Origin of the sequence: Acetobacter fabarum (assembly GCF_022483405.1) — a bacterium.
Classification (GTDB): Bacteria; Pseudomonadota; Alphaproteobacteria; order Acetobacterales; family Acetobacteraceae; genus Acetobacter; species Acetobacter fabarum.
Genome location: NZ_JAKVNI010000001.1, coordinates 1154684 through 1167490 on the forward strand (window position 1 = coordinate 1154684; position 12807 = coordinate 1167490).

Genomic DNA, 12807 nt, shown 5'->3' on the forward strand with positions numbered 1-12807 from the left:
GTTCTCTTTGGCCGGATAAAAACAGATGTTTGATGCGCTCTACCTTGAAGAAGCAGGCCAGCCGGCTGCTCTGCGGAAACTGCCCGAAAATGCCTTGCCGGACGAGGAGGTGACAGTCCGTGTTCACTGGTCGGGCCTGAACTACAAGGACGCGCTGGCCATTACCGGGCGTGGTCCTGTGGTGCGGGCATGGCCAATGGTGCCGGGGATTGATTTTGCAGGCGTGGTCGAGCGCTCCTCCAGCCCCGATTTTACAGTCGGGCAGCAGGTTATGCTGAATGGCTGGGGTGTGGGCGAAAAGCACTGGGGCGGCCTTGCGCAAAAAGCCAGTGTTCGCGCCGCGTGGTTGCTGCCTTTGCCGCAGGGGTTAAATGCCCAGCAGGTTCTGGCACTGGGCACGGCGGGCTTTACGGCCATGCTGTGCGTGCAGGCACTGGTGCGTGAAGGTGTGGAGCCCGGTTCCGGCCCGGTGCTGGTGACGGGTGCTACGGGTGGGGTCGGCAGTGTGGCGGTTATGCTTCTGGCTCGGCTGGGGTATGAGGTTGTGGCGGTAACCGGCCGGCTGGAAGAGCAGCCCTACCTGCAAAAATTGGGTGCTTCCGAAGTGCTGGCGCGCTCACATTTTGAAATGCCTTCCCGCCCGCTGGAAAAAGCCCGCTGGGCAGGGGCGGTGGATGTGGTAGGCGGGCAGGTTCTGGCCTCTGTCTGCGCCGCAATGAAACCGCAGGGCGTGGTAACCGCCTGCGGTCTGGCGGGGGGGATGGAGTTCCCCGCCACTGTTGCTCCCTTTATTCTGCGTGGCGTAACGCTGGTGGGGATAGATAGCGTGATGTGCCCCAAAACGGTCCGGCAGGATATGTGGGAGCGTCTGGCCCTGCTGGTCAATAAGGACCTGCTGGCGGAAATGACTCGGGTTATCCCCCTGTCAGACGCCATAACTGCGGCCACGGACCTGCTTGATGGCAAAATAAAAGGTCGTCTTGTGGTTGAGGTGCCCTGAGTCGGGGCATTTTGGAAGGCAGTTCTGGCGGTTAAGACTGCATTTGTTAGGTGCATGATAATTTATTGTTTTGTGTAACTGTTCCAGATTTTTGCACGGATGTGCAAGGGTTTGGAATAGTTGATTCGGTGCAAAACAATAGGAAAATCAATAAAATGGTGGTTTGTTTGTAATAATAAAACCAGAACCATATTAATTTAAAATATACCCCCATATTTATTTTTGTTTATGGGAGATTTTAATTATATTTAAATTCTATCATGGAAAATATTCAAAAATATTTCTCATCGTTGAGAAAAGAGTATTTCCTTTAAGGAGTTGAGAAAATTCTCAACTTCATGGCGCTCTTGACGAAAGTTACAGATAAATGTAACTAACAAAACTGTTAAGTAAATTATGTAAGTATTGAGCCATGGATGCCACACCCGCCCGAGCACACGGCGCAGATATGACCAAGGGACTGGCCCGTCAGGTGCGCGGCTGGTTGCTTGGTTCTGTTGTGGCTGGGGGTGTGTCGGCTGTTCTACTGGTGTGCCAGTTTATTCTTCTGGCCCATCTTGTGGATGATCTGGCGTTCCATGACCGTGGGCTGGATACGGAATTTTCTGTGTTTGGGCTCATTCTCGTCTGTCTTGTGGGGCAGGTTGGGGCACGTTTTGTATCCGACATTCTGGGAACGCAGGCAGGTCTGCGGGTGGCGGGCCATGTTCGGGGCAAGCTGCTGGCGCATCTGTTTGCAGCCGGGCCCGTGGTTTGCGCAGGTGTACCCGCAGGGGAGGTCGTAACCACCTTTACGGAGGGTGCCCGCGCGCTGGTGCCCTATTTTGCCCGGTATGTGCCGTCTGCGGCCATGATGGTGGTTCTGCCGCTGCTTATTCTGGCGGTGGTAGCGGGGGTGGATGGGTGGAGCTTTCTGGTGCTTGCCTGCACTGGCCCGCTTGTGCCGGTTTTTATGGTGTTTGTAGGCTATGGCGCGCAAACCATTATGGACCGGCGGTGGCGGGAACTATCCCTGCTTGGCGGGAGTTTTCTGGATGCGTTGCGGGGGTTAAAAACCCTACGCCTGTTTGGTCGCACGCAGGATAGTCTGGACCGTATTGCCAGGCTGGCGGATGCGCATGGGCGCACCACCCTGTCTGTCATGAAGGTGGCATTCCTCACATCGGCTGCACTGGAGTTTTTCTCCAGTCTGTCCATCGCATTGGTTGCCGTTGTTTTTGGCACGCGCCTGTTGGCTGGCACGGCGGATTTCCGGTCTGCATTTCTGGTTCTGTTGCTGGCTCCAGAGTATTTTATGCCGCTGCGCACATTTTCTGCCAGCTATCATGCGCGGCAGAATGCTCAGGCTGCCATGGAGCATATGGGCAAACTGTTTGCCCTGCCTGCACAGGCAGAGCGTTACACACTGCCAGCCCCCCTGCCCGCAGGGGGCGTTGGCACTTTGGTCTGCTCCGGGCTTGAAGTGCATACCCCCGACGGCGCACCTGTTTTGCAGCACGTGACCTGCCACTTTGCCCGGAACCAGCTGACGGTTTTAACCGGTGCCAGTGGTGCGGGTAAAACCACTTTGCTGAATACTCTGCTGGGTTTTTTACAACCTGTTGCCGGGAGCTTGGGCGCCTACGATACCTCGGGGCAGTCCATGCCTCTGCATGGCGTACGTATGGCGTGCGTGCCGCAGCACCCGCTTATGGTTTTTGGCACTGTGGCCGATAATCTGCGTCTGGGTGCACCGGGGGCGGATATGCAGCAGCTGCGGCAGGCTGCCACCTTGGCAGATGCATTGGGGTTCATAGACGCCCTGCCTGAAGGGTTTGAAACGCATATAGGCGAACGGGGTAGCCGCCTGTCTGGCGGGCAGGTCCGCCGTCTGGCTCTGGCGCGGGCCTTGCTGCAAAACCCGGATGTTCTGGTGCTGGACGAACCCACAGCAGGGTTGGACGCAGTGAGCGCGCTGCATGTGGCCAACGCCCTGCGCCGGTGTGTGGCTGGGCGCATTGTTGTGGTTGCAACCCACAGGCAGGCACTGGCTGACCGGGCAGATGCGCTGCTGCACGTGGCTGGCGGCACGGTAGAGAGTGTTCCCGTACAAAAGGAGACTGTTGCATGAGCATGCCACAAGATTCTTTGGCCGGTGGTGCACAGGGTTTTTTCCGTCTTTCGGTGGGGCTGCGCTGGCGTCTTGCCCTTGGGGTAGGGTTTGCCTGTGCTGCGGCACTGGCCAGCTTTGGGCTGCTTTTTCTGTCAGGCTGGCTGCTGGCGGGGGCTGCGGTTGCGGGGCTGGGTGGGCAAGCCGTTGCGCGGGCCTTCAATATTGTGCTGCCAGCAACGGGTGTGCGGTTTTTTGCCATGGTCCGCATTATAGCCCGCTATCTGGAGCGGGTTGTGGCGCATGATGGTGCACTCCGTCTGGGCGGGCATTTGCGCGCATGGGTTTATGCACGCCTTGCTCCGCTTGCCCCCGCCGGGCTGATGGGCCAGCAGGGAGGAGACCTGCTGGGGCGCTTTGTCTCGGATACGGACAAAGTGGCGGCATATTATACAGATGTCGCACTCCCCTTTTTGCGCGCATTGTTGTGTGGTGTGGTATTTGTGGGTGTGTTCGCCTGCTTTATGCTCCCCGCGGCAGTGCTTCTGGCTGCAGGGTTGTTGCTGGGCGGTGTTCTGGTGCCACTGCTGGTTGGCCCCGCCATGGACCGGCTGGTACGGAGGGAGGCGGAAAAACAGAGCCACATTCAGGCGGAGTTGGCGCAAACACTCCAGAATATGGGGGAATATCTGCTGTTGGATGCCGCCAGCAGCCGGGCAGGGCAGTGGCAGGCGCAGCAGGCCGAAATGGATAGGGCATGCTGGAAGCTGGATGTGCTCGAAAGTGCTGCCCGCGGCTTGGTAACCCTTATCACGTTTGCCACGGCTTTGGGGGTTCTGGTTCTGGCGGTTAACGCCTGCCGGGCAGGGCAGTTGAGTATTGCGGAAGTGCCCATGCTGGTGCTGGGGGTTCTGGCAGCTTTTGATGTGGCAGCCCCCTTGCCTCTGGCGCGGCAGGCTGCGGCACAGGCAAAACTTGCGACCATCCGGCTGGATGCAGCCTGCCCCCCCAGTGTGCCGCGGCCTGTGGTGCAGGGGGCAGACCTTCCACACGCACCGTATGATCTGGTGGTGCGTGACCTGAGCTTTGCATACCCGAAAACTGTAAGCCCTGTTTTACAGAATGCTAACCTGATTATCCGTCAGGGGGAGCATGTAGGGCTGGTCGGGCCATCCGGTATTGGCAAAAGCAGCCTGATCAACCTGCTCTTTGGCTTTTATGCGCCCGATAGCGGCAGCATAAGCTTTGGCGGTGTGGATGTTGGTACACTGCGTGCGGAAGATATGGCCGCTTTTGTGAGTGTGGCCGCACAGGACTTTCACCTGTTTGCGGGCACATTAAGGGACAACCTTCTGCTGGCAGCCCCCCACGCTACGGAGCAGGAGCTTGCAGATGTGCTGGAAACGGCACAGCTCACACAATTCATTCAGTCTTTACCACAGGGTTTGCAAACCTGGGTTGGTAATGATGGCCTGCGCCTTTCCGGTGGGCAAGCGCGCAGGGTGGCGGTGGCTCAGGCCCTGCTACGCGGCACTCCATGGCTTGTTCTGGACGAACCAACCGAAGGGCTGGATGCCGCTCTGGAGCAGGCCCTCATGGCCGCGCTGGTGCAGCGGTGTGAGCAGACAACCATTATATGCATGACCCACCGGCAGGCGGTGCTTCCGTTCATGCACAGGGTTATCAGGGTGGAGGACGCGTGTTTTCGCCCCGGAGGAGGGAGCGACATGAAGAGCTGAAAGTGAAAAACGCTTCTATTCTGTAATAAGGTTAAAAAAATGGACTTAATTAATCCTACGGTCGTTGACCTTTCGCGTTTTCAGTTTGCGTTAACGGCCCTTTATCACTTCATGTTCGTCCCCCTGACATTGGGACTGACCTTTATGCTCGCGGCCATGGAGACGGTGTACGTCGTAACCGGCAAGCAGGTGTACAAGGACATGACCCTGTTCTGGGGCAAGCTGTTTGGCATCAACTTTGCTCTGGGTGTGGCAACCGGCCTGACCATGGAGTTTGAGTTCGGCACCAATTGGTCCATGTATTCCCGCTTTTTCGGGGATATGTTTGGCACACCTCTGGCCATTGAAGGGCTGATGGCCTTTTTTATGGAATCCACCTTTGTCGGGCTTATGTTTTTTGGCTGGGACCGTCTGAGCAAACCTGCGCATCTGGCCATTACCTATCTGGTGGCGCTGGGGTCCAACCTGTCTGCATTGTGGATTCTGGTGGCCAATGCCAGCATGAACATGCCCAACGGCGCACATTTTGACCCCGAAACCCTGCGTATGACATTTGACAGCTTTGTCGGCGTTGTCTTCAACCCCGATGCACAGGCCAAGTTCGTGCATACTTCGGTTGCGGGTTATGTGGCGGCATCTCTGTTTGTCATGGGGATCAGTGCGTTCTATCTGCTGCGTAAGCAGCACCGGGAATTTGCTGCGCGTTCTTTTCGGATGGCAGCACTGTTTGGTATTTTTTCCACCGTTGCCGTTATTACGCTGGGGGATGTGCTGGGCCGTCTGGACTACGAACATCAGCCGACCAAGATCGCAGCCATAGAAGGGCTGTGGCACACCAGCAAGCCGCCGTATGAACCCTGGATTATTGCGGCTCTGCCTAATGATGAAAAGCAGGAAAGCTCGTTTGAAATCGGGGTGCCTTTTGTGCTCACGCCCCTGATCACGCACAGCTTTAACACGCCCATTACCGGCATGATCGAACTTGAAGATGCCGCCGCTCCGCGCATTGCCTCTGGCATTACAGCCGTAAGTGCCCTGCGCCGGTATGAGGAAAACCATCAGGCGGCCGATCTGGAGGAGTTCCGTGCTCACCAGAACGACATGGGGTATGGCCTGCTTGCTACCCGCCATGCACCGGGGCAGGACGTAACCGCTATTGCACCCGAGCAGCTCCAGAACGTTATCGATCAGACAAAGCCCGATATTCTGCCCAATGTTTTTGTAACCTTCTGGTCTTTCCGCCTGATGGTGTTTTTGGGCGTGTTCTTTTTCGTGCTGTTTGCCATGGCGTCTTACCTGAGCCTGAAAAACCAGCTGGAGCGTAACCCGCTGTTCCTCAAGCTGTGCATGTGGTCCATTCCCCTGCCGGTTCTGGCAACCGAGTTTGGCTGGATTACGGCTGAGGCTGGCCGCCAGCCTTGGACGGTGTTTGACCGCCTGCCAACCTTTATGTCCGCTTCCACGCATAGCGTGTCTTACATGCTGTTCTCACTGGCCGGATTTACTGTGCTTTACAGCATATTCATCGCGGTTGAGCTTTACCTGATGTTCAAGTTCGCCCGGCTGGGGCCAGAGGCGCATGGTCCGCATGACGATGCAGACCCCGCACACCTGTCCGTTGTGGCGCATTAAGGAAGGTCCTGCATCATGGATATTTATGTTGTTCTCAAGCTTATATGGGCTGGCCTTTTATGTGTGCTGCTGATCGGGCTTGGCCTGATGGTGGGCATGGACATGGGGGTAGGCACCCTGTTGCGCTTTGTCGGGCGCACGGATGGGGAGCGCCGCACTGCGCTCAACATCATTGGCCCGCACTGGGATGGTAATCAGGTCTGGTTCATTCTGGGTGGTGGTGCCATTTTTGCGGCGTTCCCCACGCTGTATGCCACGTCTTTTTCGGTGTTTTATGTGGTTATGATCCTGCTGCTGTTCAGCATGATCTTACGGCCCGTAGCCTTTGAATACCGCTCCAAGGTGGATGCCCGTCTGTGGCGTGCAAGCTGGGACTGGGTTTTTCTGGTTTCGGGCTTCCTGCCCATGTTTGTTTACGGCGCAGCTTTTGGCAATATTCTGCAAGGTGTGGGGTATCACTTTAACTGGACCGGGCAGTATTTTCAGGATGGGTCTTTTCTGGCTTATCTGCTTAACCCCTTTGCCATTCTGTGCGGCCTTATGGCGGTTTGCCTGAGTGTTATGCAAGGCGGTGTCATGCTGATGATCCGCTCTGAGAACCCCATTCACGACCGGGCGCGGCGCTATGCCAGCCGTGCAGGGCTTGCCGCCGTTGCTCTGTTTCTTGCCGGTGGCGTATGGATCCGCGGCATGCCGGGTTTTGTGCTTGAGCAGGGGAACCCTGCCATGCCTGCAAACCCCATGCAGGGGCAGCAGGTAAGTGTGCAGGTTGGGGCTTGGCTGCACAACTATGCAGCACACCCCGTTTTGTGGCTGCTGCCTGTGCTCGGTGTGGTGAGCATGCTGGCCGGTGTCATGCTTGTGCTGGCTAACCGCTCCCATGTGGCCTGGTGGATGGGCCTTGGCTCCTGGGTGGGTACAATTGGTACGGTTGCGGCCGCCATGTTCCCGTTCTTCATGCCGTCCACCACACGCCCGGACCAGAGCCTGACAATCTGGAACAGTTCAGCCAGCCAGTACGGCCTGACCTGCATGCTGGCCGTGGCCCTGATCTTTGTGCCGCTGATCCTGTGTTACACGTCCTGGTGCTATTACGTTATGCGCGGGAAAGTTCACACGGCGGATATCATCAAAGATACGCATAGTTACTGAAAAGGAGAGGGCGCATGATCACATTGCTGCGTTTTGCGGGGCTGGGTCTGGCTCTGGTAGTGGCTCTTCTGTTTGCCGTTTTTGTGGGTGACCAGGGGCCTTGGTATTTTGCATGGGCGGTTGGCACGGTCATGATTATTCTGGTCGCAGCCGCCGGTGGCGTCCTGTTTGATGCGCAGGCAGATGCGTCTGTCTCGGAAGGGGAGTTCTGACGATGATGGGAGATCTGGAGGCTATTATATTTTTTGTGCCGTTTTTGTATTTATCGTTTTATATAATAGCATTTTCTGTTATAAGAAGGATGTTTCCCTAGCCTGTAATTCGAGCATCAGGGAAGTCTCACAAAGGAATAGCCTGCATACCTCTGGTATGCAGGCTGTTTTGTTTTATGGGTACGTAAAAAACCCACCTCCATGCGTAGGGCATAGAGGTGGGTTGTAAAATCCATTATTCCTTATGGAGGTTTAAGGAATAACGGGTTTGATCAGGCTTCCAGTCCGCCATCAACAGGCAGGGCGGCACCTGTAATGTAGGATGCCTTGGGGCTTGCCAGAAAAGCAGCCATGGCGGCAATGTCATCCACCTTGCCGTAAGCGCCGGTTGCAACAAAACTGCTGATCAGGGCAGCACCTTCCCCATCTTCTGGGTTCATGTCGGTGTGGATCGGGCCGGGTTCGATCACGTTGGCCGTAATGCCACGGCTCCCCAGGTCGCGTGCTACGCCTTTGGCAAAACCGCGCAGGGCCGCCTTTGTGGCAGCATAAAGCGAAATGCCGGGGAAGGGCGCGCGTGCACCAAAAGCGGAGCCGATGTAAATAATCCGCCCGCCTTCCTTCATGTGTTTTACGGCTTCCATGGTTTCCACCATAACGGCACGCACATTCAGGTTCAGAATATTTTCAATCTGTGCGACCGTCATTTCATCAATCGGGCCGTAGGGGTATGTGCCGGCATTGCATACAAGTGCGTCAATGCGGCCAAAGGCAATAATGGTTTCGGCAATGACCTCACGGTTGCCTTCAACTGTCGTGCTGTTGGCTTTAATGGTCAGCGCCTTGCGGCCCATGGCGCGGATTTTTTCCGCTACCTTTTCAGCAGCACCCGAACTGCTGGAATAGGAAATGGCAATATCGTACCCATCTTTTGCCAGAGCTTCTGCAATGGCGGCTCCAATGCCCCGGCTACCACCGGTTACAATAGCAACTCGATTGCTCATGATCGTTAAAACCTTTCAAAATTCATGCCTGTTTTCAGGCGTCGTTCAAACCCAGCATCAGGCTGATGTTCTGCAATGCAGCGCCAGATGCACCTTTGCCCAGATTATCCAGCCGAGCCGTTAGCAGGGCCTGTCTGTTCTGGGTGCTGGCATGCACACGCAGTTCCATGTTGTCGCTCCCAGCCAAAGCTTCGGCCGAGAGTTTGGGTTCGTGCGGCATAACCCGCACATGGGCCTGTCCGGCATAGTGTTCGTGCAGAATGGTATGCAGATCACTCCCGGTTATATGGCCTTTCAGGTCATCCAGGTGCAAGGGGATGGAAACAATCATTCCCCGCGCAAAATGTCCGACCGAAGGCACAAAAACCGGACGCCGCGCAAGGTTGGCGTGCTGGTGGATTTCGGGCACATGCTTGTGTTCCAGACTGAGCCCATACAGCTCAAACGCTGGCCCGCCTTCATGCTCGTGCGCCTCAATCATGCTGCGGCCACCCCCGGAGTACCCACTAACCGCGTTAATGCATACCGGGTAGCGGGCATCCAGCACCCCGGCATCTACCAGCGGGCGGAGCAGGGCAATGGCCCCCGTGGGGTAGCAGCCGGGGTTGGACACACGCAGTGCGCTGGCAATGGCCCGGTCCTGACCTTTTGCCAGTTCGGGAAAGCCGTAAACCCATGCCGGGTCCGTGCGGTAAGCGGTGCTGGCATCCAGCAGGCGGGGGGCAGCATCACCCAGAGTTGCTGCCATATGCACGGCCTCGCGCGAGGCATCGTCTGGCAGGCACAGAACAACCAGATCGGCTGCGGCCATGGCGTCCTTGCGGGCAGCCGGGTCCTTGCGCCGGGCGGGGTCGATTGAAAACAGCGTAACAGGCAGGGCCGAGAGGCGCTCGCGTATTTCCAGCCCTGTTGTGCCTGCTTCGCCATCAATGAAGATAACGGGTTTCTGTGTCATGCCTTCCTCTTCTGATTCTGGCGGTAGGTTAGGCTTTCTGCCTGCAAGCGCATAGACGCGGCACAGGATTCTGGCACAATGTTTAACACATAAAGTCCCGCGCTGCCCGCGCGGCAGGCCACCAGAACAGGCAGAGAGCATGACCAGCAGAGCACAAACCCCCGCAACCTCCCCTGTGGATGCCGTGCAGAACCGGCACAAGGCCGCGCAGAATATTGAGCGGCTGCTTGCTCTTATGGCGCGCCTGCGCGACCCGGAGGAAGGCTGCCCGTGGGACCGCGAGCAGACACACCAGACCATAGCCCCCTATGCCATTGAAGAGGCCTATGAGGTGCTCGATGCTATTCAGCGGCAGGACTGGCAGGCTTTTCCCGATGAGCTGGGGGATCTTCTGTTGCAGGTGGTCTATCAGGCGCAACTGGCGGAAGAAGAGGGGAAATTCGCTTTTGCCGATGTGGCGGAAATTGTTACGGAAAAAATGATCCGTCGGCACCCGCACGTTACCTTTGGCAAGGACGTGCTGGGGAATGCCGCTCAACCCCAGTCCGTAGCGGCTGAACTGTCCGCACGTGCCATGCCGGGGCAGTGGGAGGCAATCAAGGAGCAGGAGCGCAAACGTCTGGCCCAATCCGGGGGGCAGGCAGCGCAGCGCCCCGGTGCGCTGGCGGGTGTGCCGCCTGTTCTGCCCGCCCTGCTGCGGGCTTCCAAACTGGCATCCCGCGCGGCCCGTGTCGGGTTTGACTGGCCCGATATTTCCGGTGTGCTGGACAAGGTACATGAGGAAATAAACGAGTTTGCGGTGGAAATGCAGAAGAATGACCGAGAAAAAATGCAGGATGAACTGGGCGATGTCCTGTTTTCTGTCGCCAGTCTTGCACGCCGCCTGAAGCTGGACCCGGAAGCCTGCCTGCGCCAGGCCTGTGACAAGTTTACCCGCCGGTTTGAAGCAGTGGAAGCTCGTCTGGCGCAGGATGGCTTGAGCATGCAGAACCAGAGCGTGGAGAAGCTGGACGCCGTGTGGAATGCGGTGAAGCAGACTGAAAAGCCCTGAAAACCAGAACGGCTGGAGCCTTTGCCCCAGCCGTTCTGGTTTGTGGGCGTAAGGGAGCGCGCTCCCTTACGGTTAATCCGCATGACGTTACTGTGCGTTGGCGTCCTGCGTACCACCAGCCAGATAATCCATGATCCGGCGGGAAAAGGCGTTAACATCCTTTGGTGTTTCACCATTCTGGATGCTGGCAACATCAAGCAAGATATGGGCCAGCGTATCGATGTTATCCCCGGCCTGCACCTTTTGGGCCAGAGAGTGGATAATGGGGTGTGCAGGGTTAAGTTCCAGCACAGGGGTTACGTCCGGAATATCCTGCCCGCTCCGCTGCATGAGCTTGCGCAGTTGCAGGTCCGGCCCGCCTTCTGGCGCACTCAGCACCATGGCGCTGGAAACCAGACGATCCGTTGCCCGGATGTCGGATACAGCATCCCCCAGAGCGGTTTTCAGGGCTGGCAGCAGGGTGTCCATATCCGCTTTTTCGGCGGTGCTGGCTTCAGGGGCCCCAAATTTTTCAAGGTCATTCAGGCCCTGTGCCACATTGCGCAGGCTTTTGCCCTCATATGTGCCAAGCCGTTCCGGCCAGAAGGAATCCACCGGGTCGGACAGCAGCAGCACTTCCACCCCACGGGCCTTGAAGCCTTCAATCTGGGGGGAGGCATTCAGCACGTCTGCATTGTCGCCTGTTACGTAGTAAATGGCGTCCTGCTCGGGCTGCATACGGCTTATGTAATCGTCCAGCGAGGTCAGGGTATCCACGGCACTGGAGCGGAAGCGGCTAAGGGCTGCCACATCGGTTTTATAGGTGGGGTCGTCCCACATACCTTCCTTGAGCACGGGGCCAAAGTTGTCCCAGAACGTTGCATAGGCCTGCGCGTCCTTGGCGCGGGTTTTCAGCTCGTTCACAACCTTGGTGGTCACGGCCTTGCGGATACGGGCCAGAACGGGGGTTGCCTGCAACATCTCGCGCGAGACATTGAGCGGCAGGTCCTCCGTATCCACCACACCATGCACAAAGCGCAGCCATGGGGGCAGGATTTCGGCATCATCGGTAATGAACATCCGGCGCACATGCAGGCGCACCTTGCTCTCACGCGTCTGCTCGCCAAACTCGAACGGGCGGGAGGAGGGGATGAACAGCAGGGCGGAAAATTCCATCATGCCCTCTGCACGCCAGTGCAGCGTATCCCACGGTTTGTCAAAGTTGTGGGAAATATGGCGGTAGAACTCTTCCAGCTGTTCTTCCGTCACATCATTGCGGGACTTGCGCCACAGGGCCGTGCCTTCGTTGGCGGCTTCTTCCTTGCCATCACGCATGATGGTTACAGGCCATGCAATATGGTCCGACCATTTGCGAATAATGGCCTGCAGACGCCATGGGTCCAGAAATTCATCCGCATCGGATTTAATGTGGAGTGTAATGTCTGTTCCCGCTTTTTCGCGTGTTGCGGGTTCAAGCGTGTAGGCCCCTTTACCATCGGATGACCAGCGCCATGCCTCATCCGACCCGGCCCGGCGGGAGACAACATCCACCTTGTCCGCCACCATGAAGGCCGCGTAAAAACCAACGCCAAACTGGCCAATCAGGCTTGGGCGGTCTTCGGGTTTGGCGGTTTCAAGCTTCTGGCCAAAAGCGCGGGTGCCGGAGCGGGCAATGGTGCCAAGGTTGGCAACCAGTTCATCCCGGCTCATGCCTGACCCATCATCGCTGATCGTCAGCAGGCGGGCGTCCTTGTCGGGGTTGATGCTGATCTTGGCATTTTCGGGCAGGGCCTGTGCGGCATCGGTCAGGGCTTCAAAGCGGCGGCGATCAGTGGCGTCCGCTGAGTTGGCGACCAGTTCACGCAGGAAGATTTCGCGCTCGGAATACAGTGAGTGCACAACCAGGTCGAGCAGCCGCCCTACTTCGGCGCTGAACTCGCGTGTTTCACTTCCCTGATGTGCCGTGGCGTTGGAGGTTGTTTCTGTCATGCTAC

Annotated in this window: 10 protein-coding genes; 7 read left to right on the plus strand and 3 right to left on the minus strand. The window is 57.3% G+C overall.

The features are described 5' to 3' along the window. Nucleotides 1-25: 25 nt before the first annotated feature. The 6 genes from acuI (at nt 26) to LKE65_RS05565 (ending at nt 7824) form a co-directional block, all read left to right on the plus strand. Complete coding sequence (acuI, locus tag LKE65_RS05540; RefSeq protein ID WP_086646290.1) at nt 26-1000, plus strand: acrylyl-CoA reductase (NADPH); 975 nt, start codon at nt 26-28, stop codon at nt 998-1000. Between the two features lie 412 nt (nt 1001-1412). Continuing rightward, nucleotides 1413-3110: a thiol reductant ABC exporter subunit CydD gene (gene cydD, locus LKE65_RS05545; protein WP_278740690.1), complete on the plus strand. Its 1698-nt coding sequence runs from the start codon at nt 1413-1415 to the stop codon at nt 3108-3110. Beyond that, a complete protein-coding gene (gene cydC / locus LKE65_RS05550) occupies nt 3107-4828 on the plus strand; it encodes a thiol reductant ABC exporter subunit CydC (RefSeq protein ID WP_341461184.1) in 1722 nt (573 codons plus the stop codon). Before cydD ends, cydC begins: the two co-directional genes overlap by 4 nt. 39 nt (nt 4829-4867) lie before the next feature. Beyond that, a complete protein-coding gene (locus tag LKE65_RS05555; RefSeq protein WP_278740691.1) occupies nt 4868-6460 on the plus strand; it encodes a cytochrome ubiquinol oxidase subunit I in 1593 nt (530 codons plus the stop codon). 15 nt (nt 6461-6475) lie between these two features. Beyond that, a complete protein-coding gene (cydB, locus tag LKE65_RS05560) occupies nt 6476-7612 on the plus strand; it encodes a cytochrome d ubiquinol oxidase subunit II (RefSeq protein ID WP_086646288.1) in 1137 nt (378 codons plus the stop codon). A gap of 14 nt (nt 7613-7626) precedes the next feature. Beyond that, the gene (locus LKE65_RS05565) at nt 7627-7824 is read left to right on the plus strand and encodes a hypothetical protein (RefSeq protein ID WP_165925530.1); all 198 of its coding nucleotides are present in this window, start codon (nt 7627-7629) and stop codon (nt 7822-7824) included. Between the two features lie 272 nt (nt 7825-8096). Here LKE65_RS05565 and LKE65_RS05570 read toward each other — a convergent pair whose 3' ends face one another. After that, the gene (locus tag LKE65_RS05570) at nt 8097-8828 is read right to left on the minus strand and encodes an SDR family NAD(P)-dependent oxidoreductase (protein ID WP_086646287.1); all 732 of its coding nucleotides are present in this window, start codon (nt 8826-8828) and stop codon (nt 8097-8099) included. Nucleotides 8829-8862: 34 nt separating this feature from the next. Then, a complete protein-coding gene (gene argC / locus LKE65_RS05575) occupies nt 8863-9783 on the minus strand; it encodes an N-acetyl-gamma-glutamyl-phosphate reductase (protein ID WP_253528201.1) in 921 nt (306 codons plus the stop codon). Nucleotides 9784-9922: 139 nt separating this feature from the next. Between argC and mazG the strand changes: the two genes are divergently transcribed. Beyond that, nucleotides 9923-10834, plus strand: coding sequence for a nucleoside triphosphate pyrophosphohydrolase (gene mazG, locus LKE65_RS05580; RefSeq protein WP_278740692.1), 912 nt, complete (start codon nt 9923-9925; stop codon nt 10832-10834). An 87-nt stretch (nt 10835-10921) separates the two neighbouring features. On the opposite strand, the gene htpG is transcribed toward mazG, so the two are convergent. Beyond that, nucleotides 10922-12802 (minus strand): molecular chaperone HtpG, encoded by a 1881-nt coding sequence (htpG, locus tag LKE65_RS05585; protein ID WP_278740693.1) that lies wholly within the window; start codon nt 12800-12802, stop codon nt 10922-10924. Nucleotides 12803-12807: the final 5 nt, after the last annotated feature.

Excerpts from the sequence above, each read along its gene's own strand:
- LKE65_RS05565 (WP_165925530.1), top strand. The coding sequence starts at position 7,627 with ATGATCACATTGCTGCGTTTTGCGGGGCTGGGTCTGGCTCTGGTAGTG.
- LKE65_RS05555 (WP_278740691.1), top strand. The coding sequence starts at position 4,868 with ATGGACTTAATTAATCCTACGGTCGTTGACCTTTCGCGTTTTCAGTTT.
- cydD (WP_278740690.1), top strand. The coding sequence starts at position 1,413 with ATGGATGCCACACCCGCCCGAGCACACGGCGCAGATATGACCAAGGGA.
- acuI (WP_086646290.1), top strand. The coding sequence starts at position 26 with ATGTTTGATGCGCTCTACCTTGAAGAAGCAGGCCAGCCGGCTGCTCTG.
- cydB (WP_086646288.1), top strand. The coding sequence starts at position 6,476 with ATGGATATTTATGTTGTTCTCAAGCTTATATGGGCTGGCCTTTTATGT.
- htpG (WP_278740693.1), bottom strand. The coding sequence starts at position 12,802 with ATGACAGAAACAACCTCCAACGCCACGGCACATCAGGGAAGTGAAACA.
- cydC (WP_341461184.1), top strand. The coding sequence starts at position 3,107 with ATGAGCATGCCACAAGATTCTTTGGCCGGTGGTGCACAGGGTTTTTTC.
- mazG (WP_278740692.1), top strand. The coding sequence starts at position 9,923 with ATGACCAGCAGAGCACAAACCCCCGCAACCTCCCCTGTGGATGCCGTG.
- LKE65_RS05570 (WP_086646287.1), bottom strand. The coding sequence starts at position 8,828 with ATGAGCAATCGAGTTGCTATTGTAACCGGTGGTAGCCGGGGCATTGGA.
- argC (WP_253528201.1), bottom strand. The coding sequence starts at position 9,783 with ATGACACAGAAACCCGTTATCTTCATTGATGGCGAAGCAGGCACAACA.